Source organism: Novosphingobium aquiterrae, assembly GCF_042434435.1.
In the GTDB taxonomy this organism is placed as follows: Bacteria; Pseudomonadota; Alphaproteobacteria; order Sphingomonadales; family Sphingomonadaceae; genus Novosphingobium; species Novosphingobium aquiterrae.
On sequence record NZ_JBHLTL010000004.1, the window covers coordinates 193,522 to 214,997 of the forward strand.

The 21,476-nt window shown below is 64.8% G+C and carries 21 protein-coding genes; 12 read left to right on the plus strand and 9 right to left on the minus strand.

All coding sequences use genetic code 11. The annotated features are described in order from the left end of the window. Nucleotides 1-16 precede the first annotated feature (16 nt). Nucleotides 17-979 (plus strand): glutathione synthase, encoded by a 963-nt coding sequence (gene gshB / locus ACFFF7_RS06895; RefSeq protein ID WP_379480639.1) that lies wholly within the window; start codon nucleotides 17-19, stop codon nucleotides 977-979. Between the two features lie 25 nt (nucleotides 980-1,004). Beyond that, nucleotides 1,005-1,601, plus strand: a complete 597-nt coding sequence (locus ACFFF7_RS06900; protein ID WP_379480640.1) for a DedA family protein — start codon at nucleotides 1,005-1,007, stop codon at nucleotides 1,599-1,601. Between the two features lie 3 nt (nucleotides 1,602-1,604). Here the strand turns inward: ACFFF7_RS06900 and ACFFF7_RS06905 are convergent, their stop codons facing one another. The 4 genes from ACFFF7_RS06905 to rph are packed head-to-tail and all read right to left on the minus strand — an operon-like array spanning nucleotide 1,605 to nucleotide 4,995. Further along, nucleotides 1,605-2,498: a tyrosine recombinase XerC gene (locus ACFFF7_RS06905; protein ID WP_379480641.1), complete on the minus strand. Its 894-nt coding sequence runs from the start codon at nucleotides 2,496-2,498 to the stop codon at nucleotides 1,605-1,607. After that, entirely contained in the window at nucleotides 2,495-3,646 is a 1,152-nt protein-coding gene (gene hemW, locus ACFFF7_RS06910) for a radical SAM family heme chaperone HemW (protein WP_379480642.1), read from the minus strand. Before hemW ends, ACFFF7_RS06905 begins: the two co-directional genes overlap by 4 nt. A gap of 9 nt (nucleotides 3,647-3,655) precedes the next feature. Further along, on the minus strand, nucleotides 3,656-4,285 hold the full coding sequence (gene rdgB, locus ACFFF7_RS06915) for an RdgB/HAM1 family non-canonical purine NTP pyrophosphatase (RefSeq protein WP_379480643.1): 630 nt from the start codon (nucleotides 4,283-4,285) through the stop codon (nucleotides 3,656-3,658). Next, the gene (rph, locus tag ACFFF7_RS06920) at nucleotides 4,282-4,995 is read right to left on the minus strand and encodes a ribonuclease PH (RefSeq protein WP_379480644.1); all 714 of its coding nucleotides are present in this window, start codon (nucleotides 4,993-4,995) and stop codon (nucleotides 4,282-4,284) included. Before rph ends, rdgB begins: the two co-directional genes overlap by 4 nt. A gap of 79 nt (nucleotides 4,996-5,074) precedes the next feature. Here rph and hrcA point away from each other — a divergent pair, with 79 nt between their 5' ends. Continuing rightward, complete coding sequence (hrcA, locus tag ACFFF7_RS06925) at nucleotides 5,075-6,118, plus strand: heat-inducible transcriptional repressor HrcA (protein WP_379480645.1); 1,044 nt, start codon at nucleotides 5,075-5,077, stop codon at nucleotides 6,116-6,118. Between the two features lie 15 nt (nucleotides 6,119-6,133). Then, complete coding sequence (gene grpE, locus ACFFF7_RS06930; protein WP_379480646.1) at nucleotides 6,134-6,700, plus strand: nucleotide exchange factor GrpE; 567 nt, start codon at nucleotides 6,134-6,136, stop codon at nucleotides 6,698-6,700. Here the strand turns inward: grpE and ACFFF7_RS06935 are convergent, their stop codons facing one another. From ACFFF7_RS06935 to ACFFF7_RS06950, 4 genes are all read right to left on the minus strand, one after another. Next, a complete protein-coding gene (locus tag ACFFF7_RS06935; RefSeq protein ID WP_379480647.1) occupies nucleotides 6,701-7,186 on the minus strand; it encodes a hypothetical protein in 486 nt (161 codons plus the stop codon). It abuts the gene before it with no gap. Nucleotides 7,187-7,226: 40 nt separating this feature from the next. Beyond that, nucleotides 7,227-8,387: a PrnB family protein gene (locus ACFFF7_RS06940; protein ID WP_379480648.1), complete on the minus strand. Its 1,161-nt coding sequence runs from the start codon at nucleotides 8,385-8,387 to the stop codon at nucleotides 7,227-7,229. Between the two features lie 72 nt (nucleotides 8,388-8,459). After that, nucleotides 8,460-8,882, minus strand: coding sequence for a vgr related protein (locus tag ACFFF7_RS06945; RefSeq protein ID WP_379480649.1), 423 nt, complete (start codon nucleotides 8,880-8,882; stop codon nucleotides 8,460-8,462). Between the two features lie 74 nt (nucleotides 8,883-8,956). Next, nucleotides 8,957-9,475 carry a copper chaperone PCu(A)C gene (locus tag ACFFF7_RS06950; protein ID WP_379480650.1) on the minus strand — a complete coding sequence of 173 codons (519 nt, stop codon included), beginning with the start codon at nucleotides 9,473-9,475 and terminating at the stop codon, nucleotides 8,957-8,959. Between the two features lie 176 nt (nucleotides 9,476-9,651). Between ACFFF7_RS06950 and dnaK the strand changes: the two genes are divergently transcribed. The 3 genes from dnaK (at nucleotide 9,652) to ACFFF7_RS06965 (ending at nucleotide 13,953) form a co-directional block, all read left to right on the plus strand. Beyond that, the gene (gene dnaK, locus ACFFF7_RS06955) at nucleotides 9,652-11,568 is read left to right on the plus strand and encodes a molecular chaperone DnaK (protein ID WP_379480651.1); all 1,917 of its coding nucleotides are present in this window, start codon (nucleotides 9,652-9,654) and stop codon (nucleotides 11,566-11,568) included. Between the two features lie 69 nt (nucleotides 11,569-11,637). Then, the gene (gene dnaJ / locus ACFFF7_RS06960) at nucleotides 11,638-12,762 is read left to right on the plus strand and encodes a molecular chaperone DnaJ (protein WP_379480652.1); all 1,125 of its coding nucleotides are present in this window, start codon (nucleotides 11,638-11,640) and stop codon (nucleotides 12,760-12,762) included. 201 nt (nucleotides 12,763-12,963) lie between these two features. Further along, nucleotides 12,964-13,953: a class I SAM-dependent methyltransferase gene (locus ACFFF7_RS06965; RefSeq protein WP_379480653.1), complete on the plus strand. Its 990-nt coding sequence runs from the start codon at nucleotides 12,964-12,966 to the stop codon at nucleotides 13,951-13,953. Here the strand turns inward: ACFFF7_RS06965 and ACFFF7_RS06970 are convergent. After that, nucleotides 13,950-16,283 carry a patatin-like protein gene (locus ACFFF7_RS06970; protein ID WP_379480654.1) on the minus strand — a complete coding sequence of 778 codons (2,334 nt, stop codon included), beginning with the start codon at nucleotides 16,281-16,283 and terminating at the stop codon, nucleotides 13,950-13,952. The genes ACFFF7_RS06965 and ACFFF7_RS06970 overlap by 4 nt on opposite strands. Before the next feature lie 71 nt (nucleotides 16,284-16,354). On the opposite strand from ACFFF7_RS06970, the gene radA reads away from it, so the two are divergent. The 5 genes from radA to ACFFF7_RS06995 are packed head-to-tail and all read left to right on the plus strand — an operon-like array spanning nucleotide 16,355 to nucleotide 21,433. Then, a complete protein-coding gene (radA, locus tag ACFFF7_RS06975; protein ID WP_379480655.1) occupies nucleotides 16,355-17,722 on the plus strand; it encodes a DNA repair protein RadA in 1,368 nt (455 codons plus the stop codon). A gap of 12 nt (nucleotides 17,723-17,734) precedes the next feature. Next, the gene (locus ACFFF7_RS06980; RefSeq protein WP_379480656.1) at nucleotides 17,735-18,292 is read left to right on the plus strand and encodes a CvpA family protein; all 558 of its coding nucleotides are present in this window, start codon (nucleotides 17,735-17,737) and stop codon (nucleotides 18,290-18,292) included. A 1-nt stretch (nucleotide 18,293) separates the two neighbouring features. Further along, nucleotides 18,294-18,728 (plus strand): iron-sulfur cluster assembly scaffold protein, encoded by a 435-nt coding sequence (locus ACFFF7_RS06985; protein WP_379480657.1) that lies wholly within the window; start codon nucleotides 18,294-18,296, stop codon nucleotides 18,726-18,728. Between the two features lie 37 nt (nucleotides 18,729-18,765). Beyond that, nucleotides 18,766-20,400: an MFS transporter gene (locus ACFFF7_RS06990; protein ID WP_379480658.1), complete on the plus strand. Its 1,635-nt coding sequence runs from the start codon at nucleotides 18,766-18,768 to the stop codon at nucleotides 20,398-20,400. Further along, nucleotides 20,390-21,433 carry an alanine racemase gene (locus ACFFF7_RS06995; RefSeq protein ID WP_379480938.1) on the plus strand — a complete coding sequence of 348 codons (1,044 nt, stop codon included), beginning with the start codon at nucleotides 20,390-20,392 and terminating at the stop codon, nucleotides 21,431-21,433. Before ACFFF7_RS06990 ends, ACFFF7_RS06995 begins: the two co-directional genes overlap by 11 nt. Nucleotides 21,434-21,476: the final 43 nt, after the last annotated feature.

Here is a 21,476-nt window from a genome sequence, read left to right on the forward strand (position 1 = left end):
CGGAGTTTCCTGCCCCATGTCCCTGCGCGTCGCGGTCCAGATGGACCCCCTGGAAACGATCAATATCGCCGGCGATTCAAGCTTTGCCCTGATGCTGGCGGCGCAGGCGCGCGGGCACAGCGTGATGCATTACGACGTCAAGTCGCTGGCCTATGAAAGTGGTCGACTGACCGCTTGGGCTGCCCCTGCAAAGGTACAGAAGGTCGAAGGCGATCATTTTGCGCGCGAGGACTATCGCCAGATCGATCTGGTCAAGGACGTCGATGTCGTCCTGATGCGGCAGGATCCGCCGTTCGATCTGTCCTATATCACTGCCACCCATCTGCTCGAGCGGCTTGAGGGGCAGACCCTGGTGGTCAACGATCCGGCCTCTGTGCGCAATGCGCCCGAGAAGGTCTTCGTGCTCGATTTCGCGCAATACATGCCGCCAACGCTGATTGCGCGGCGGATCGAGGATGTCCGCGCCTTCCACGCCCGCCATCCCGGCGATCTGGTGATGAAGCCGCTGCACGGCAACGGCGGCAAGGCGGTGATCCGCATTCCCGCCGACGGATCGAACCTGGGGGCACTGATCGAACTGTTCGATAACGCCTGGGTCGAACCGCACATGTTCCAGCCGTTTCTCGAAGAGATCAGCGAGGGCGACAAGCGTATCGTCCTGGTCGACGGCGAAGTGGCCGGGGCAATCAACCGGCGTCCCGGGGCGGGCGAGTTCCGCTCCAACCTGGCCCAGGGCGGCTATGCCGAGGCGACCACGCTGACCCCGCGCGAAGAGGAGATCTGCGCCGCGCTCGGTCCCGCGCTCAAGGCACGCGGGCTGGTCTTCGTCGGGATCGACGTGATCGGCGGCAAGTGGCTGACTGAAATCAACGTGACCTCGCCGACCGGGATTGTCGCGATCGACCGCTTCAACGGCACCGATACGCCGGCGCTGATCTGGGATGCGATCGAACGCCGCCAGTCCGCCCTGCGGAACTGAACGCCGCGCAATCGGTTGAGCGCTGATGGACGGCTGGATAATAAGGCTAATCGAGCAGGGCGGCTATTGGGGCATCGCCGCCCTGATGTTCATTGAGAACGTCTTTCCGCCGATCCCGTCAGAGGTGATCATGGGGCTGGGCGGAGTGGCCGTGGCGCGCGGGACCATGACGTTCTGGCCCCTGCTGATTGCCGGGACGGTTGGATCGACCTTGGGCAACTACGTGTGGTTTCTGGCGGGGGATCGGCTGGGCTATCGCCGGCTAGAGCCGCTGGTGCGGCGCTGGGGGCGGTGGCTGACGGTGCGCTGGGCCGATGTCGAGGCGGCGACCGGGTTTTTCCAGCGGCACGGGCAGTGGATCGTTTTCGCGCTGCGCTTTTCGCCGTTTTTGCGCACGTTGATCTCATTGCCGGCGGGGCTGACCCACATGCGCCACGGCCGGTTCCTGGCCTTCACCTTTGCCGGGGCAGCGGTGTGGAACACGTTGCTGATCATTGGGGGCCACTGGCTGGCCGATTATGTCAAGACAATGGACCACCTGATCGGGCCGGTGATCGTCGCCATTGTCCTTCTTGCTGTGGCCGGTTGGCTTTGGCGGGTCGTGACCTGGAAGCCCGACTGAGCCTTACTGCTCGCGCGGGTGGGCGTTGCGATAGACGTCAAGCAACGTTGCCGCGTCGACCTTGGTATAGATCTGGGTCGAACCCAGGCTTGCGTGACCGAGCAATTCCTGCAGGCTGCGCAGATCCGCTCCGGCGCCAAGCAGATGAGTGGCGAAAGAGTGGCGCAAGGCATGCGGGGTTGCGCTCGCAGGCAAGCCCAACGCAACGCGGGCGGCAGCCATCGCCTTTTGCACCACGCCTTGCGTCAACGGCCCGCCCTTGGCGCCGCGAAACAGCGGGGCGTCCCTGGCCAGCGGCCACGGGCACTTGGCGGCATAGTCGGCAACTGCATCGCGCACCAATGGCAGGATCGGCACAGCGCGCTGTTTGCTGCCCTTGCCTGTGACAACAAGCACGTCTCCCAGGGGAAGCGCTCCGCCGGTCAATGACAAGGCTTCGGCAATGCGCATCCCGGCGCCATACAGCAACAACAACACGGCACGGTCGCGCGCACCGATCCACGGCTCCGCTGCATCCTCCTCGACCGTGAAAGCCAGATTGACCGCCTCGTCCGGGGTGACTGGGCGGGGAATGCCCTTCTTGACCCGCGGACCGCGCATCCGCGGCGGTGCCGGATCGCGCATGCCGGCCTGTTCGCGGGCGAAAGCGATAAAGGCCTTTAGTGCCGACAGTTCGCGCGCGGCGGAGGCATTGCTCAGTCCTTCGGCACGGCGCCGCGCCAGCTGTGCCCGCAGACCCGCCGCTTCGATCCGGGCCAGCGCCGGCCAGTCGCTCTGCTCCAAACTGTCGAGCAGCCGCGCCGCCGTGGCGACATAGGCGCGCACCGTATGCGGGCTGCGCCGCCGTCCAAGCGCGAGGTGATCGTGCCAGGTGCCCAGCAGATCGGCGCGGGTCATGCCACCAACAGCCCGGCCGGGACGAGTTCGGCGAGCAAGCCGTCGAGCAGCGGAATGCCTGCCTCGCTGACCCCGATCCGCGAGCCCTGCTGCCAGCACATGCCCTGCGCCGCGTAGAAGTCCAGCTTGGCCTGATCGCACAGCGCGGTCACGGGCAGGGCAAAGCGTGCCGCCAGCGCGGCAAGGTCGATCCCCTCGCTGAGCCGCAGTCCCATCAGCAGCGCCTCGCTGGCCTGTTCTGCCAGGCCAAGTGGTCGCTCTTCGCTGATCCCGTGGCCGCGTTCTCCCACGGCATCGAGCCAGTTTTCGGGCTTCTTGTGCCGCACGCTGGCCATGCCGCCGCGGCGGGCATGAGCGCCGGGGCCGATCCCGGCGGTGTCCTGATAGCGCCAATAGGCCAGGTTGTGGCGGCTTTCCTCGCCGTGACGGGCGTGGTTGCTGACTTCGTAGCGGGGCAGGCCAGCGGCGGCGGTCATGGCCTGGGTCACGGCAAACAGGTCGGCCGCGGCGTCATCGTCGAGCGGTGCGAATTCGCGCTGGCGCACCATGGTCGCGAAGCGCGTGCCCGGCTCGATCGTCAATTGGTAGAGCGACAGGTGCCCTGTCCCGAATGCCAGGGCGCGAGCCAGCTCGGCCTGCCATTGTGCCACCGTCTGCCCAGGCCGCGCGTAGATCAGATCGAACGACACCCGATCGAAGGCCCGCTGCGCCACCGCGAGTGCCCGCAGGCCTTCGTCAGCGTCATGGAGTCGCCCCAGAAAGCGCAGGGTCTCGTTATCGAGCGCCTGCAGCCCGAGCGAGGCGCGGTTGATCCCGGCCAGGCGCAAGTCGGCATAGTTGGCCGCTTCGACCGACGAGGGATTGCCCTCCAGCGTGATCTCCACGCCTTCGGCAAAGCCCCACAGCCGCTCTGCTTCCTCCAGCAGCCGCGCAACCAGCGCCGGGGGCATCAGCGAGGGAGTGCCGCCGCCGAAGAATACGCTGCCCAGCGGCTCGCCGCCTGCAATCGTCGCTTCATGGCGCATGTCGGCCAGCATCGCCGCTTCCCACTGCGCGTGGTCGACCCGGTCGCGGACATGGCTGTTGAAGTCGCAATAGGGGCACTTTGCGAGGCAGAACGGCCAGTGGATGTACAGCGCGCGGGCCATGCCTGCGTTCTAGCCGCCGAATTGCTCCGCGACCAGCTTGGCGAAGGCATCGGCGCGGTGGCTAGTCCGGTGCTTTTCGTCCGGATCGATCTCGGCAAAGGTCTGGTCGCGGCCTTGCGGCACGAACACCGGGTCATAGCCGAAGCCCATGGTCCCGCGCGGCGGCCAGGTCAGGCTGCCGTGAACCTTGCCTTCGTAGACCGCGCTGTCGCCGTCGGGCCAGGCGATGGCCAGGACGCAGGCGAAGTGCCCTGAGCGGTCGACGTCGTCGCCGCGCTCGCACAGCAGGCCTTCGACCTTGCCCATCGCCATGTACCAGTCGCGCCCCGCCGGCCCCTCGAACCACTGCCGCTGGGCCCAGTCGGCGGTGTAGACCCCGGGCCGCCCGTCCAGCGCAGTGACGCACAACCCCGAATCGTCGGCCAGCGCGGGCAGGCCGGAACTTTCCGACGCAGCCCGCGCCTTGATCAGGGCGTTCTCGACGAAGGTCTTGCCGGTCTCCGCCGGTTCGGGAAGCCCGAGCGATCCGGCGGAAATGCAATTAAGCCCGAACGGGGCAAGCAAGGCGGAAATCTCCTTGAGCTTGCCCGCGTTGTGCGTAGCGATGACCAGCGTTTCGGAACCGAGCCGCCGGGTCACTTCACCGCTTCCCCTTGCGCCGTGAAGATCCGTTCGCAGCCGATCCGGGCGAGGCGCAGCAGGCGCAGCAGGGCCTCCTCGTCATAGGTCGCGCCTTCGGCGGTGGCCTGGACTTCGGCAATCTGGCCGCCCTCGATCAGGACGAAGTTGGCGTCGGCGTCCGCGCTCGAATCCTCGTCGTAGTCGAGGTCGAGCACCGGGGTGCCCTTGAAGATCCCGCAGCTGACCGCGGCAACCTTGCGGGGCAGCGGATCCTCGGCGATCAGGCCCTGCTTCATCAGGGTGTCGATGGCGATACGCAGCGCCACCCAGGCGCCGGAAATGGCGGCGGTGCGGGTGCCGCCATCGGCCTGGATCACGTCGCAGTCGAGCGTGATCTGGCGCTCTCCCAACTTCTTGAGATCGCAGACCGCACGCAGACTGCGCCCGATCAGGCGCTGGATTTCCTGGGTCCGCCCGCTCTGCTTGCCCTTGGCCGCCTCGCGCTGGCCGCGGGTATGGGTGGCGCGCGGCAGCATCGAGTATTCGGCCGTAACCCAGCCTTCGCCCTTGCCGCGCAGCCATGGCGGCAGCCGCTCTTCGACCGAGGCGGTGCAGATCACCTTGGTATGGCCAAAGCTGACCAGCACCGATCCTTCGGCGTGCTTGGTATAGTGGGGTTCGAAGCTGATAGCGCGCATCTCGTCGGGCGCGCGGCCGGAAGGTCGCATGGGGGTTCCTTTGGAAGTTTCCACCGCGTTAGGCGCATTCCGCTTGAGCCTGCAAGCCCGCGCCCTAAATTGAGCGGCAATGTCTGGCCTGCCCATCACCGAACTCAACACCCGCGCCCGCGAGATTTTCCGTCTCGTGGTCGAAGGCTATCTCGGGTCCGGACAGCCCGTTGGTTCGAAGACCCTGGCCGGGGCAGGAGGACTTAACCTTTCGCCGGCATCGATCCGCTCGGTCCTGCACGAGCTGGAGGGCCTGGGTTTGCTTGCCGCGCCGCACACCTCGGCCGGTCGGCTGCCGACCGAGCAAGGGCTGCGCCTGTTCGTCGACGGGATGATGCAGGTGGCCGAACCGACCGCGCAGGAACGCGCCGCGATCGAAAGCCGCCTGGCCCAGCCCGGGCCGATCGAAGCGGCGCTGACCGCGACCAGCGCCCTGCTGTCCGAATTGTCCGCGGCGGCTGGAGTCGTCATGGTGCCGCGGCGCGAGCCGCGACTGGCGCAATTGCAGATTGTCCCGCTCGCCTCTGGGCAAGCCCTGGCAATTCTGGTCGGGGCCGACGGGAGTATCGAAAACCGCGTGATCGCTGTGCCGCAGGGACTACCGGCCTCGGTGCTGGAGCAAGCTTCCAATTATATTTCGGCCCATCTGGAAGGTCGGACTTTGCCCGAGGCGCTCAAGGCCATCCGATTGGAAGTAGCGTCGGGCCGCTCTGCGCTGGATGGTGTCAGCCGCGACCTGGTAGAGCGCGGACTGGCGGTGTGGAGTGAGGACGCGGCGCAGCGTCCGGTGCTGATCGTGCGCGGGCAGGCCAACCTGCTTGATGAAGCGGCCTTGAACGATCTCGAAAGGGTGCGCCAGTTGCTCGACGACCTGGAGAATAAGCAATCGGTTGCCGAGCTGCTCGATTCGGCGCGCGCGGCCGATGCAACACGGATTTTCATCGGGGCAGAGAACCGGCTGTTCGCGCTGTCCGGATCCTCGGTGATCGCCTCGCCCTATCGCGACCGTGATGGCCGGGTGGTCGGCGTGGTGGGGGTTATCGGCCCGACGCGGTTGAATTATGCGCGGCTAGTCCCCATGGTGGATTTCACGGCCCAATCGCTGGGCAAATTGATCGGATAACGGGTTTTTCAAACGATGAGCGAAGACAAGAAACCGCAGGGCGACCCCGCGGTCGAAGCCGAACTGGCGGGCGTGCCCGACGAATTGCTGGACCAGGAAACCGACAGGCTGGGCGATGCGCTCGACCGGCTGCGCGACGATCTGGAAGCGGCGCGGCAGGAAGTGCTTTATGCCAAGGCCGAAACCCAGAACGTGCGCCGCCGCCTTGAAAAGGACATTGCCGACGCACGGACCTATGCCGCAACCAGCTTTGCGCGCGATATCCTGTCGGTGTCCGACAATCTTTCCCGCGCGCTGGATTCGATCCCTTCGGAACTGCGCGAAGATGACAAGCTGAAGAACCTGGTCGCCGGGATCGAGGCAACCAGCCGCGAGATCGACAAGGTCTTCGGCCTCCACGGCATCAGCCGAATCGCCGCTGTCGGCCTGCCGCTCGATCCCAACCAGCACCAGGCGATGCTCGAAGTCCCCTCGGTCGATGCCGAGCCCGGCACGGTGCTGCAGGAACTCCAGGCCGGCTACATGATCAAGGACCGGCTGCTGCGTCCTGCGATGGTGGCGGTGGCGAAGAAGGGCGATTGATCAGGCAGAGGCTTGCTTGGCATCGCGCTGCTTGCGCCATGCGGAGATTTTCGCGGCAGCCGAGCTGGCGACTTTGATCGCTAGCTCGATGTCTTGTAGCTCAAAGTGCAAGTAGCCATTGCTCGAGGCAAACTTGAACCCAACTGGTTTCAGGAAAATCGTCGGCCTGTCGCCTACGTATCCGAAGCTGGCTCTTGAATGCACGACAAGGTTCCGAACCTCGATTGCCGACGACAGCTCCGAATTGAGGCCCGACAGGTAATCAGCTTGAGCCTTCGAAGCGACATTTGCGGGGAATTGTGCCGTTGCCAGCGCGTTGATCCGGCAGCCGGTCGATGCGGTTGGGCATTTCGAGCCGATATCATGCAGCCAGTCTTCAAGAGCGACATCGAGTGTGTAAAATGCGTCAAGAGTTTTCAACCTGAGTTGATTGAATTCCTCAATGTCGATTTGTTCGGGAATCAATAGGGACGTTGGCGCGTTCATGAGAGCAGTTTGTCGCAATCACATGAACGCGCCGTAAATCTCAAACCACCTGTGCCGCGTTTTCGTCGCGATGCTTCTTCAGGTATTTCATGAACGGCGTACCGCCGGTGCCGACATCGGGATCGTTGCCGGGTAGGGCCGAGGCCTGACGGTTGATGTAGCTCGCCGCATATTCAAGGTGGCGGGTACGGAACCGCGCGACCTGTTCCAAGTTGGCGTTGAACGCATCCTTGAGCGGCTGCGATCCAGCCTGCTCGACAAAGTGCCGCAAGGTCGAACGCGCTCCGATATCCTCGATGAAACGCCGGTGCTGAACCGGGCGATAGTGGTGCAGTTCGTCTAGAAACGCCTTAAGTGGATCGTCCGAATGCTTGACCCCGAACAGCGCATCCATTGCCGGAACGATCGAGCTTTGCGACCCCGTCTGGCCGCGCAGAGCCTGCGCCTTGCCTTCGTATTTGGCGATTCCTTCGTAAACCAGGCCGCCGTTCAAGGCGGGGTTGTTCGCCCAGCCGTGGATCCACGGGCGCACCCGGTGAAAATAGACATAGGGGTCACAGCGCTCGGGCATGCGCTTGAAGATCTCGTAGATTCGCTCCCACGCGGCGTGCATTTCGTTGAGCAGGCGCTCGCAGGTGGTCGCATCGCCAGCTTCGCTTGCAGCAATCAGCGCGACCGCGTTGTCGAGCAGGACGCCGGCTTCCAGTTCGATCCCGATGTGGATCAGCACGAACCAGTTCTCGTCGTCGCCGCCGGCAAAGTTCTGGACCATGCGGACATTGTCGAGAGCGAGCGGCGCGGCCTTGTCGATCCGCGCCCAGTTATCGAGCACGTAGCCCGAATAGGGCAGCAGCGGGGCCTGGCCGAGCCGGTCGGCAATCGCCACCATCGGGCGCGACAAGTTGGCCGGCAAATGCGCGGGCGCTTCGGCCTCACCCCAGACATAGGCCTGGACCAGGAAGCTGTAGCGCACCATCGCGGCACGAACCTGTTCTTCCGGAGCCGTCACCGCCCAGTCTTCGATGTGCGGATCGGGCAAGCGATCGAGCCAGCGGCGAACCTGTCCGCTGGTGATCAGCCCCGACAATGTCTCGGCTGCTGCGATGATCGGCGCGAATTGATCGGGCAGCGTGATTTCGTCGATTTCGAACGCGGCAAGGTACCCCCGCTCGCGCGATAGTCCATAGTCTCCCAATTTCATGGTGGTCTCTTGGCCGGGCGCGGGTTTGGCCGCCCGGACGGTTTCAACTGTTACTAGTTCGCATGCGGCGTTTCAAGTCGCCGCCCCGGCGAAATCCACAAGCAGCCGGTAAGCTTCCTTGCTCGGTACGCCAGCGATGCGGCAGCCACGGCGCAGCAGAAAGGCATGGCGAACGATCTCCGCCTGCTGCTCGATCCCGTACTTATGCAAGGGCACGCCCGGCAGCAGGGCATAGTCGTAGCGGCTTGAAAAGGGGCGGCACAGCGGCAGGTACCATCGGCCCCTGCTCTGGGTCTGCCAGACATGGGTCATTTCGTGGATAAAATGGCCCTGCAATTCCAGGCCGGCCGCGGCGAAGTCGTCGCAATAGCTGGTGCTGTCCGGGTGGAAGTGGAGGTGGCCCATCGGCGCCATGGTGACCCGGCGCGGCTGCAGCGGAAACCAGCGCCGCCGCCGGATCGTCACCTTGTCGCAGTCGATTGCGCGCCCGAACACGCTGCGGACCACGGCGATCTCGCCGACTGTCAGCGGACGCTCACCCCCCGCAGGGCAGGACTGCGCCGGATCGCTCAGTGGCTGTCCCCGTGGTCCATGCCGCCCATTGCCGCCGCCCCGGCCGCCTCGACCTTCATCGGCCCCGAAATGTTGTCGCCGGTCGCGAACTGGACCGTTATCTTGGTCGTGTCGCCAGGCTTGAGCGTGCTGGCAACATCGAACGCCATGATGTGGAGCTTGCCCGGTTCGAAGACGATATTGGTTCCCGGGGCCACGTCGATCCGTTCGACCGGGGTCATTTCCGTGCCGATGGTCTGGTGGACTTCGGTCTTGCCGATCCCGTCGATCTGGATCCCCGAAATCGCTCGGGTTCCGGTGGTATCATTGGTCAGGGTGAAATAGGCCGCCGCCGGGTTGCCGCGCACGGCGGGCAGGATCAGCCGCGCCTCGCTGAGCGGCGAAGGTGTCGCTGCTTCGCTCGCCGCGGTGTCCGAGCCGGAGCCATTTGCTGCGCCGTTTTGCTTGCATCCCGCGGTCGCGGCCAATGCCAGGCCAAGTGCGAGCGAAGCGGCAAGGGTTCGAAGCGGGATCACGGGGCCGGGTTCCTTTCTGGATCATGGCGGGACTGCGGTTCCGCTAATCGGCTGCGGGCCTTGTGCCAAGTAAAACCACTCCTATATCGACGGCGATAAGGAGCCGCCCACGCGCTTTGCCGACTTAGGGAAGCGAAGGATGCGGCGTCACTCACGCTACCAAGGATGGGGTTATAATGGCTAAAGTAATCGGTATCGACCTCGGCACGACCAACAGCTGCGTTGCGGTGATGGATGGCGGCAAGCCCAAGGTCATTGAAAATGCAGAAGGTGCCCGCACCACGCCGTCGATCGTCGCTTTCACCAAGGATGGTGAGCGCCTGATCGGCCAGCCGGCCAAGCGCCAGGCGGTAACCAACGGCGACAACACGATTTTCGCGGTGAAGCGCCTGATCGGTCGCCGCTTCGACGATCCGGTGACCAAGAAGGACACCGAGCTCGTCCCCTATACCATCGTCAAGGGCAAGAACGGTGACGCCTGGGTCAAGGCCGGGGGCGAGGACTATTCGCCCAGCCAGATCAGCGCGTTCATCCTTCAGAAGATGAAGGAAACCGCCGAATCGTACCTCGGCGAAACCGTCACCCAGGCAGTGATCACCGTGCCCGCCTATTTCAACGACGCCCAGCGCCAGGCAACCAAGGACGCCGGGCAGATCGCGGGCCTCGAAGTGCTGCGCATCATCAACGAGCCGACTGCTGCGGCGCTGGCCTATGGCCTGGAAAAGAACGACGGCAAGACCATCGCGGTCTATGACCTTGGCGGCGGCACCTTCGACGTCTCGATCCTCGAGATCGGCGACGGCGTGTTCGAGGTGAAGAGCACCAACGGCGACACCTTCCTGGGCGGTGAAGATTTCGACACCCAGGTGGTCGAATGGCTGGCCGACCAGTTCAAGAAGAAGGAGGGCATGGACCTCCGCACCGACAAGCTCGCGCTGCAGCGCCTCAAGGAAGCGGCGGAAAAGGCCAAGATCGAGCTGTCGAGCACGGCTTCGACCGAAATCAACCTGCCCTTCATCACCGCCCGCATGGAAGGCGGCACCACCACGCCGCTGCACCTGGTCGAAACGATCACCCGCGCCGATCTGGAAAAGATGGTCGCGACCCTGATCGAACGGACCAAGGAGCCGATGAAGAAGGCCTTGGCCGATGCCGGCCTCAAGGCGTCCGACATCGACGACGTCGTGCTGGTCGGCGGGATGACCCGCATGCCGCGCGTGCGTGAAGTGGTGAAGGAGTTCTTCGGCAAGGAACCGCACACCGGCGTCAATCCCGATGAAGTCGTCGCCATGGGCGCGGCGATCCAGGCCGGCGTGCTGCAGGGCGACGTCAAGGACGTGCTGCTGCTCGACGTGACCCCGCTGTCGCTGGGCATCGAGACGCTGGGCGGCGTGTTCACCCGGATGATCGACCGCAACACGACGATCCCGACTAAAAAAAGCCAGGTCTATTCGACCGCCGAGGACAACCAGCAGGCGGTGACGATCCGCGTGTTCCAGGGTGAGCGCGAGATGGCCGCGGACAACAAGATGCTCGGCCAGTTTGACCTGGTTGGAATTCCCCCGGCGCGCCGCGGGGTGCCGCAGATCGAGGTGACTTTCGACATCGACGCCAACGGCATCGTCAACGTCCATGCCAAGGATAAGGGCACCGGCAAGGAACAGCAGATCAAGATCCAGGCTTCGGGCGGGCTTTCGGACGCCGACATCGACCAGATGGTCAAGGATGCGGAAAAGTTCGCCGAAGAGGACAAGAAGCGGCGTGAGGCGGCGGAAGCCAAGAACAACGCCGACAGCCTGGTCCACGCAACCGAGCAGCAGCTGGCCGAACACGGCGACAAGCTCGACGCGGATCTGAAGTCCGAGATCGAGGCCGCGATTGCCGAAGCCAAGACCGCGATCGAAAGCGGCGACAGCGAGGCAATGACCGCCAAGACCCAGGCCCTGACCGAAAAGGCCATGAAAATGGGCCAGGTGATCTACGAGAAGGAACAGGCCGCTGCGGCTGCTCCGGGCGGCGATGCGCCGGCCGAAGGCGGCGAAGAGGTGGTCGATGCCGAGTTCTCGGAAGTCGACGAGAACAACAAGGGCTGATGAAGCTGTGATCTCCCCCCGTCATTTCTGCCACGGCAGGAATGACGGGTTCGGGGTAGGGACGATATCATGGCGGTAGAAGCCGACTACTACGAACTGCTCGAGTGTGAACGGACGGCGGACGACGGGACGATCAAGTCGTCATACCGCCGCCTCGCGATGCGCTGGCACCCGGACAAGAACCCCGGCGATGCCGAAGCCGAGCATCGCTTCAAGGCGATCAGCGAAGCCTACGAATGCCTGAAGGATCCGCAGAAGCGCGCGGCCTATGACCGCTTTGGCCACGAAGCCTTCAAGCAGGGCATGAGCGGCGGCGGCGGTCCCGGCGGGATGGGTGGCGGCTTTTCCGACATCGGCGACATCTTCGAAACGATCTTCGGCAGCGCCTTTGGCGGCGGCGGTCGGCAACAGGCGCGGCGCGGTGCGGACCTGCGTTACGATCTCGAGATCGGTCTCGACGAAGCCTTCCACGGCAAGGCGGCGCAGATCGAGATCGAAGTCGCCGCCAAGTGCGAGCCTTGCGATGGTTCGGGCTCTGAACCCGGCACAGGCACGCGGCGTTGCAACCTGTGCGGCGGGCATGGCCAGGTCCGCGCCCAGCAAGGCTTTTTCATGGTCGAGCGGACCTGCCCGACCTGTCACGGCCGTGGCGAGGTGATCGAGAAGCCGTGCCGCTCGTGCCGCGGGGAAGGCCGGGTCGACCAGCCGCAGACGCTGGACGTCAACATTCCCCCGGGTGTCGACACCGGTACCCGCATCCGCCTGGCTGGCAAGGGCGAGGCCGGTCCGTTTGGCGCGCCTCCTGGCGATCTTTACATCTTCATCCACATTCGCCGCCACGGCGTGTTCGAACGTGACGGGACCAACCTGGTCACTCGCGTGCCGATCACTTTCACAACTGCGGCGCTGGGCGGAACGATCGATATCCCCGGCCTGGACGGCAAGAGCATCCCTCTGGACATCCCGGCCGGCATCCAGACCGGCAAACAGCTGCGCAAGCGCGGCGAGGGCATGCCGGTACTGCAAGGCCGTGGTCGGGGCGATCTGGTTGCCGAGATCATGGTCGAGACACCAACCAGACTCTCGGCCCGGCAGAAGGAATTGCTGCAGCAGTTGCAGGAAACCGAGACCGGAGACGAATGTCCGCAGTCGAAGGGCTTCTTCGACCGGATCAAGGAAGCGTTCAAGGCCTGATCCAGCAGGGCAAATTCTGGGTCGACAGCGACGATTGTGCCACTGGGCGGTGCACACGCTCCACGCTTGTGATATTCTGATTTCATAACGCGTATTCACCGGGTCGCACGACAACCTGGGAGAAGCAGCATGGCACAAGGGCTGAACGAATCTCGCTTGCATGAATTCGTTGGTAAAATGCTTGGCGACCTCGGCGGAGCGATGAGCGTTCCGACTGCCCGCGTGGGCTTTAGACTCGGCTTGTTCGATGCTCTTGCCCAAGGTCCGGCCAGCGCGGCCGAACTGGCGGCGCGGGCCGGCAATCTGCACGAGCGCTACGTCCGCGAATGGGCGCTGGCACAGACTGCCAACGGCTTCATCGACTACGATTCGGGCCAGGACACCTTCTCGATCTCGCCCGAGCAGGCGATGGTGTTTTGCGTCGAAGACAGTCCGGTCTATCTGCGCGGCGCGTTCGAGTTGATCGCTGCGATGATCGAGGCCGAGGCCAAGGTCGAGGAATGCTTCCGAAATGGCCGCGGAGTGCGCTGGGGCGATCACGCCGGCTGCCTGTTCTGCGCGACCGGGGCGTTTTTCCGCCCAGGCTATGTCAATAACATCGCCCAGAACTGGATCCCGGCGCTGGACGGCATGAGCGAACGGCTGCGTGCTGGTGCCAAGGTGGCCGATGTCGGCTGCGGTGTCGGCTTCTCCACCATGCTCATGGCCGAAGCTTATCCTGCGTCAAGTTTCGTCGGCTTCGATTTTCACGAACCCTCGGTTCTCGAGGCGCGCCGCCACGCTGCCGATCACGGCCTGGGCGAACGGGTGCGATTCGAAGTGGCGACGGCCAAGGATATCGCCGAAGACGGCTTCGACCTGATAACGATGTTCGATTGCCTGCACGATATGGGCGATCCCGCCGGGTGCGCATCACACATGCGCAGGATCCTCAAGCCGGAAGGCACGTGGATGGTGGTCGAACCGATCGCCGGGGACAGTCCCGCCGCCAACATGAATCCAGTCGGACGGCTCTACTACAACGCCTCGACCATGATCTGCGTGCCTACCTCGCTCGATCAGGAAGTCGGCACCGCGCTGGGCGCACAGGCCGGCGAGGCGAGGCTCGCGCAAGTGATCCGCAGCGGCGGTTTCGACCAGGTTCGCCGCGCCACCGAAGGGCCGTTCAACATGGTTCTCGAAGCGCGCTAAGCGAGCTTGGCCGGACCGGCGACCTCGATTTCGCGGCGCAACCCCGGGATCAATTCGGGATCGGCCTTGAGCCGACCTTGCTCCTCGTCGAGCACCGCCAGAAACGCGTCGCGCTTGAACGCGGTGATCTCGTCTGCCCCTAGCACCACGCCGCGGGGCAGGGCGGAGACGAGGATGTCGATCATCCGCTCCGCGCCATGCAGGCGACCCCATAGATAGTCGTTCTCGCGGTAGACCCGGCTGAAGAATGCACCGAAGTTGTAGAACTCCACCCCGCGAAGCGTAGCGCGTGTGCCACCGCTGCGGATCGCGCTGCAATCGTCGGGCGATATGCGATCAACCTTGGCCGGTTCGAATTCGCTTGCTCCGTCGCCGCGCAGCAACGGCAAGGTTACCGTGTCATAGAAGGGGAAGCCCAGGTAGGTCAGCAGGATCCGCCGGCGCAGTTCGCGCGGCAGATCTGCGATGCCTTCCACAAGCAGGGCATCGACCACCAGATCCGTCGCAGGCAATTGCCGGCGATTGGCCATGATCTGCAAAACCTCTTGCGGATCGCCATAGACCCGCCGTGCCACGACGGGAAAATCAGTGCCAAAGGCGTGAGCGCCTTCGCGGTCGAAATAGAGCGAGAGGGCGCGATAGACGACGTCGCGTGCCTTTTGCCGCGCGTCGGGGCTGTCGGCGGCGGCATCGTCCCATTCCTCGGACAAGCGCCGCGCCAGCAGGCGCAGGCGGCGGATGCGGAAGCCCAGGTCGTGATCGCGGAAAAACGCGACGGCATCGTCGCTTGCGCCGCCGCGCGCCCCGCCGATGTGATCGAGGCCACGTTCGGCCAGATGTCGAGTCAGGAACTCGACCAGATTGTCGCCATGGGCATGCTCAAGTTCTGGCGCGGCCTTGGTAATGGCGTCCGCCAGGGTCTGGATGATCCCGGTCAGCTTGACCTGGCCATAGGCCTGGAACGCATAACCGGCGCGCTCGGCAGCGGCCTGCTGCGCCTTGGCGCGCCAACCGGTCAATCGCGCCACGGTTGGCCGGTCAAAAAACAGGGTGCGGCCGAACAGCTTCTCTACCGCCTTCTCGACCTCGGGCCGCAGATTATCGACGATCTGCTTGAGCTGGGCCCGATCGCGCGAACTTTGGGCAATCGCCTCAAGGTTGTCGCGTACCGGCTGCTCGCGCGGGATCGACGACAGCGACCCGAAAATCACCGAAAAGAACCCCGGCGGCCGGGGATCGCTGCGCGACATGCCGCCGATCTGGTCAGGATGGGGATCAACATAGACGAAACGCCGGTCAACTTCGCGCTGGGCGGGGCGGCCGGGCAGGGCGGCCATCGCTTCGGCAAAGGGCGCATTGACCAGGACCGATCCATCGATCAGCGCCACCGCCTCGGCATCGCCGCGATGGCTGTGTTCGGGCATGACCCGCTCGACGAACGCGGTTCGACTGGGCCAGCCATGTTCGTGGCTGGCGGCCAGTTCGTCGATCTCGGCCAGCTGCAGCGCCGGGAAGGCGCCGGGGAAGCTGGCCGTGGCCCGGGCTGCGAAGACCAGCTCAAGCGGAAAGGCCAGCGGCTGACCCGCCGCTTCGGGGGTAAGCGAGCGAAAGCCGATCGACAGGCGGTGCTCGCTTTCCTCCACTTGCGCGGGGCTGTTGAGCCGCAGCATTTCGGCGTGACCCTTGAAGTCGGTCGCGGTGACAAACAGGTCGATCGGATGACCCGGCGGCAACAGCGGTGCATCGGTTGGGCCGTCACGCATCGCGGTGAACGCCTCGCACAACAGGCGCGAAAAGCCGATCCCGCTGAACGGCGGCTCGAACCAGCGCGAACGGATCAGGCGCGACAGCTTGCTGCGCACTTCGGTCCGCGTTTCAGGCGCAACACTGGCGCTGACCACATTGCCGGGTCGCTTGAGCAGCCAATAGACCAGCGGCATCGCCCAGAACTTGCTGATCCGCGACCACGGCCGGGCGTCGGGATCGATCAGCACATCGACGTCGGCGCGGCCAAGCCACAGGTCGGTGAGCGGCTCAAGGCTTTGCCCGGAATGCAGCGCCTGGGCCAGGAAGATGGCATTGATCCCGCCCGCGCTGGCCCCGGCAAGGATGTCCGGCAGCACCCGCAGGCGCAACTTGTGGCGCTTTTCGATATGTTCGAGCAGCGCCAGATAGACCGCTTCCTCCCCGCCCGGAGCAGCCACTCCGCCATGAAAGGCACGACTTGCCCGAGCCAGCTTCCACAGCTCCTTGGTCACGCCGTGCATGTAAATGGCCAGGCTGACCCCGCCATAGCAGACCAGGGCAATGCGGAGCTCTTTCTGCCTCATGGCATCCTCATTCCACGCCTTCTGCGCCAAGGCAATTGCGTTCTCATTACGTTCCAATTAGGAATGCGCCCATGGCCAAACCGAAACGCCGCCATATTTGCCAGGCTTGCGGCAGCGTCGCGACCCGCTGGCAGGGGCAATGCGCCGATTGCGGCGAATGGAACACACTGGCCGAGGAAGCGCCGGCGACCGTATTTTCGATCAAGCACGATCTGTCGTCGGGCGGGCGGCCGATCGCGTTCGAAGCGCTCGACGCGCCGGGCCAGGTGCTGCAGCGCCGCTCGACCGGACTGGCCGAGTTCGACCGCGCGCTGGGGGGCGGGCTGGTGCCGGGGTCGGCAGTGCTGATGGGCGGCGATCCGGGGATCGGCAAGTCGACCCTGCTGCTCCAGGCTGCGGCGCGGATCGCGCAGGGCGGGGGCAGTGCAGTCTACATCAGCGGCGAGGAAGCGGCGGGGCAGGTACGCTTGCGCGCCGATCGGCTGGGACTGGCCGGTGCGCCGATTGCCCTGGCCGCGGCAACATCGGTGCGCGATATCCTGACGACGTTGTCGGGGATGGCGCCGCCGGCGCTGCTGGTGATCGATTCGATCCAGACCATGCATTCCGACCAGATCGAAGGCGCGCCCGGTACGGTCAGCCAGGTCCGCGCCTCGGCCTTCGAACTGATCCGCTATGCCAAGGAGAACGGCGTCGCGCTGGTCCTGGTCGGGCATGTCACCAAGGACGGCAGTATCGCCGGACCGCGCGTGCTGGAGCACATGGTCGACGTGGTGATGAGCTTCGAGGGGGAGCGCAGCCACCAGTACCGCATCCTGCGCTCGATCAAGAACCGCTTCGGCCCGGTGGATGAAATCGGCGTGTTTGCCATGGAGGGCGCAGGGCTGGCCGAAGTCGGCAACCCGTCGCTGCTGTTTCTTTCCGGTCGCGATCAGCCAGTGGCGGGCAGCGCCGTGTTTCCGGCGATTGAGGGCACGCGGCCGGTGCTGGTCGAAATCCAGGCGCTTATCGTGCGCCTGGCCAGCGGCGCAACCCCGCGCCGCGCGGTGGTTGGCTGGGACAGCGGGCGGCTCGCCATGCTGCTGGCCGTGCTGGAAGCGCGCTGCGGCCTGAATTTCTCCACGGCAGAAGTTTATCTCAATGTTGCAGGTGGTTACCGTCTGGCCGATCCTGCCGCCGACCTTGCAGTCGCGGCCGCGCTGGTCTCAGCCCTGGCCGACAAGCCGCTGGGTGCGGACGCGGTGTGGTTCGGCGAAGTGTCGCTGGCGGGCGAGATTCGCAACGTCGCGCACGCCGGTGTCCGCCTGCGCGAAGCGGCCAAACTGGGCTTCCGCAATGCCTATGGTCCGGGCGACGTCACGGCAAAAAGCGACGAAGCGCGCCTTTATGGCCTGACCATGCTGCCAAATCTCGTTGACCGGATCATGGGCGGCGCATAGTTTCCGGCGCTTATGACGGGTTTTGACATCGCTGTCCTGCTGCTGGTCGGCCTGGGCGCCATCACTGGCTTCTTGCGCGGATTCGTGCAGGAAGTCCTGACGCTGGCTGCCTGGGTGCTCTCGGTCTTCGCCATCCATTCGCTGCACACACCGATGACCGAGTGGCTTGCGCCGCGTGTCGGAACCGAATCCGGGGCCGCCGTACTGGCCTTCGCGATCCTGCTTCTGATCCCCTATGCGATCGTCAAATTGCTGGCGGCACGGCTTGGCGCGGCCAGCCGGGAATCGGTGCTGGGTCCGATCGACCGGGTCCTTGGTTTCGGTTTCGGCACGATCAAGGGCGTGCTGATCGCGGTCATGGCTTTCTCGGTGCTGGTACTGGGTTATGACACGGTCTGGGGTGCCAATGGCCGGCCCGACTGGATCAGCCAGTCGCGGTCCTATCCCTTCATGGATGCCGCCAGCCGTGAAATGGTGGAAATCCTGGCTGAGCGCCGCCAGCAGGCGCTGGATGCCGACGCCAAGGAAGTGGCTGCCAAGAAAGCCTCGAAAAAGCACAAGCAGAACTGACATGACGGCATCGACGACGGCGCTTTACACGCCGCAGGTCCTCGCCCTGGCAACGTCGCTCGCGCAATTCCCGGCGCGTCCGGATCTGCCGCTGCATGGTTCGGCACGCTCCATTGCTTGCGGATCGAGCCTGAACATGGACCTGGCTGTTGTAGACGGCGCCGTCGCGGCAATCGGGCTGAGCACGCATGCTTGCGCGATCGGGCAGGCGGCGGCCGCGATTTTCGCCAGCCATGCAAGCGGACGCAGCAAGGCAGAAATTACCGCATCGCTGTGCGACCTTGAGGCCTGGCTCGCGGGTGCTGCTGCATTGCCCGCCTGGCCCATGCTCGAACAGATCGCCGCGGCACGGAATTTCCCCGGTCGTCACGGCGCAATGCTTTTGCCGTGGAAGGCCGCCCTGGACGCGCTTTCCAGCGAGGCCACGCCCGGTTAGAGCGCAGGCTGTTCGATTGAGGGATGGGAGAATTTGCATGACCGAACCGGCCCGGCACCCAGATGTCCAGCCCAGTACCAGCGACATGCGCCTGGTTATCGCGGCATCGTCGATGGGCACGGTGTTCGAGTGGTATGATTTCTTCATCTACGGTGCACTTGGGGCGATCCTGACCAAGGCGTTTTTCCCTTCCGACAACCCGACACTGGCGACGCTGCTGTTCTGGCTGGTCTTTGCCGTCGGGTTCGGCTTCCGCCCGCTTGGTGCGGTTCTGTTCGGATTCCTGGGTGACCGGTTGGGGCGCAAATACACGTTCCTGGTCACGGTGACCCTGATGGGCATTGCCACCGCCGGGGTCGGACTGATCCCCTCGGCGTCAAGCATCGGGCTCGCCGCACCGGCGCTAGTGATCCTGCTGCGCATCCTGCAAGGCCTGGCCCTGGGCGGCGAATACGGCGGCGCTGCGGTCTATGTCTCTGAGCATTCACCGCCAGCGCGCCGCGGCTATTTCACCAGCTATATCCAAGCCAGCGTGGTCGGCGGTTTCGTGCTCAGCCTGATCGTCGTGCTGGCCTGCAAGGGCCTGATGAGCGCCGAGGTCTGGCAAGCATGGGGCTGGCGCATGCCCTTCCTGTTGAGCCTGGCGCTGCTGGCGATCTCGCTGTGGATGCGGCTCAAGCTTTCCGAAAGCCCGGTATTCCAGGCCATGCGCGACGAGGGTGAGCTGGCCGGCAACCCGTTTGTCGAAAGCTTTACCTACCCTGGTAACAAGCGGCGGCTGTTCATCGCATTGTTCGGCATCGCTGCGGGCCTGACGGTGATCTGGTACACAGCGATGTTCACCGGGCTGTCGTTCCTGACCACGGCAATGCGGGTCGAGGATACCCGGGCGCAGATCATCGTCGGGATTTCGGCGGCGCTGGGGATGGGTTTCTACCTGTGGTTCGGCCATCTGTCGGACCGGCTCGGGCGCAAGAAGCCGATCGTCTGGGGCTATGCCCTGACGCTTCTGGCGATGTTCCCGGCGTTCTGGCTGATGGGCGCCCACGCCAACCCCGGCCTGACGGCGGCAGCCGCGCGCGCGCCGGTGATCGTATCGGGCACCGATTGCACGTTCAGTCCCTTTGCCAGCGAACAGCAGACGCAGTGCGGCAAGCTGCTTGGCGATCTGTCCGCCCTGGGTGTGCCTTATTCGGTCAGCGGTGACGCCTATGGCGACGCGCGGATCAACGTTTCCGGGCGTGAGCTGCCGCTGGCGGACTATCTCTGGGACGACAAGGCTGCGCGGGGCAAGCAGCTCCAGGCGCTGCTTGCCCCATCGGGCTATGACCTGGCCAAGGTCAAGCCAACGCTGCAGGACAGCCTGATCATCGGGTTTGCATTGCTGGTCATGATGGCGCTGTCGGGGGCAACCTACGGCCCGGTCGCTGCCCTGCTGGCGGAGATGTTCCCGCCGCGGATTCGTTATTCCTCGATGTCGATCCCCTACCACATCGGAACGGGCTATTTCGGCGGCTTCCTGCCGTTCATCTCGGCCTATATCGTGGCCAAGACCGGCAATCCCTACAACGGATTGTGGTACACCTGGTTCGTCGTGCTGATGGCCTTCGTGGTCGCGGCATGGGGACTCAAAGGCGGTGCGCCGCGCGACTATGGTGACGATGCCGCCTGAACCGCCCCCCGCCGCGTTGCGGCTGACGATCGACCGCGATGCACTGGCCACCAACTGGCGCGCGCTTGACGGACTGTCCGGCACGGCCGCAGCCGGCGCTGCGGTCAAGGCCGATGCCTATGGCCTTGGCGTGGCGGCGACGGTACCGACGCTGTGGCAAGCCGGATGCCGCGATTTCTTCGTCGCGCATTGGTGTGAGGCTGCGCCAGTCGCGGCGCGGGTGCCGCCGGCCAGCGTTGCCGTGCTGCACGGCCCGCTGACGCCTCGCGATGCCCACTATGCCCGCGATCTTGGCGTGCGGCCGGTAATCAATTCGCTATCTCAGGCGCAGCGCTGGATCGAGGCAGGCGGCGGACTGTGCGACCTCATGGTCGACACCGGGATCAACCGTTTGGGACTGCCGATGGCTGCGCTGGGTGATCCGCTGATTGCGCACTTGCAGATCGATGTGCTGCTATCGCACCTTGCCTCTGCCGACGAGGATTCGCCGCTCAATGCAGTGCAGCTGGCGCGATGGCAGGAAGCGCGCAGGCACATCGCGCACCGCCGTGCCAGCTTGGCGAACAGCGCGGGTATTGCACTGGGCCCGGACTATCACGGTGATCTTACCCGCCCCGGCATAGCCCTCTATGGCGGCGTTCCCTGCGCCGCGCTTGAGGGAAAGCTTGCCCAGGTCGCCATGCCCGAGGCGGCACTGATCCAGGTCCGCGGTCTCGCCCCTGGGGACAGCGTCGGCTACAACGCCACCTTCACTGCGTCCCGCGCGATGCGGGTCGGCGTTGTGAGCCTGGGCTATGCCGATGGCTACCTGCGCTGCTGGTCGGGCAAGGGTGCGATGCGCGGTCACGGGCACGATCTGCCGGTACTGGGCCGCGTCTCGATGGACATGACCGTGATCGACCTAAGCACTGCGCCAGACCTGGGCGAGGGCGACTGGGTCGAGGTGGTCTATGATCTGCCGCGCTCGGCACAGCTGACCGGCCTGTCCCAATATGAACTGCTGACCGGCCTCGGCCGCCGTTTTGCGCGGTGATGCTGCGCAGCAAGGTTTTGTTGCAATGCCGTTGCTGCAAGTG

Excerpts from the sequence above, each read along its gene's own strand:
- gshB (WP_379480639.1), top strand. The coding sequence starts at position 17 with ATGTCCCTGCGCGTCGCGGTCCAGATGGACCCCCTGGAAACGATCAAT.
- ACFFF7_RS06900 (WP_379480640.1), top strand. The coding sequence starts at position 1,005 with ATGGACGGCTGGATAATAAGGCTAATCGAGCAGGGCGGCTATTGGGGC.
- ACFFF7_RS06905 (WP_379480641.1), bottom strand. The coding sequence starts at position 2,498 with ATGACCCGCGCCGATCTGCTGGGCACCTGGCACGATCACCTCGCGCTT.
- hemW (WP_379480642.1), bottom strand. The coding sequence starts at position 3,646 with ATGGCCCGCGCGCTGTACATCCACTGGCCGTTCTGCCTCGCAAAGTGC.
- rph (WP_379480644.1), bottom strand. The coding sequence starts at position 4,995 with ATGCGACCTTCCGGCCGCGCGCCCGACGAGATGCGCGCTATCAGCTTC.
- hrcA (WP_379480645.1), top strand. The coding sequence starts at position 5,075 with ATGTCTGGCCTGCCCATCACCGAACTCAACACCCGCGCCCGCGAGATT.
- grpE (WP_379480646.1), top strand. The coding sequence starts at position 6,134 with ATGAGCGAAGACAAGAAACCGCAGGGCGACCCCGCGGTCGAAGCCGAA.
- ACFFF7_RS06935 (WP_379480647.1), bottom strand. The coding sequence starts at position 7,186 with ATGAACGCGCCAACGTCCCTATTGATTCCCGAACAAATCGACATTGAG.
- ACFFF7_RS06940 (WP_379480648.1), bottom strand. The coding sequence starts at position 8,387 with ATGAAATTGGGAGACTATGGACTATCGCGCGAGCGGGGGTACCTTGCC.
- dnaK (WP_379480651.1), top strand. The coding sequence starts at position 9,652 with ATGGCTAAAGTAATCGGTATCGACCTCGGCACGACCAACAGCTGCGTT.
- dnaJ (WP_379480652.1), top strand. The coding sequence starts at position 11,638 with ATGGCGGTAGAAGCCGACTACTACGAACTGCTCGAGTGTGAACGGACG.
- ACFFF7_RS06965 (WP_379480653.1), top strand. The coding sequence starts at position 12,964 with ATGAGCGTTCCGACTGCCCGCGTGGGCTTTAGACTCGGCTTGTTCGAT.
- ACFFF7_RS06970 (WP_379480654.1), bottom strand. The coding sequence starts at position 16,283 with ATGAGGCAGAAAGAGCTCCGCATTGCCCTGGTCTGCTATGGCGGGGTC.
- radA (WP_379480655.1), top strand. The coding sequence starts at position 16,355 with ATGGCCAAACCGAAACGCCGCCATATTTGCCAGGCTTGCGGCAGCGTC.
- ACFFF7_RS06980 (WP_379480656.1), top strand. The coding sequence starts at position 17,735 with ATGACGGGTTTTGACATCGCTGTCCTGCTGCTGGTCGGCCTGGGCGCC.
- ACFFF7_RS06985 (WP_379480657.1), top strand. The coding sequence starts at position 18,294 with ATGACGGCATCGACGACGGCGCTTTACACGCCGCAGGTCCTCGCCCTG.
- ACFFF7_RS06990 (WP_379480658.1), top strand. The coding sequence starts at position 18,766 with ATGACCGAACCGGCCCGGCACCCAGATGTCCAGCCCAGTACCAGCGAC.
- ACFFF7_RS06995 (WP_379480938.1), top strand. The coding sequence starts at position 20,390 with ATGCCGCCTGAACCGCCCCCCGCCGCGTTGCGGCTGACGATCGACCGC.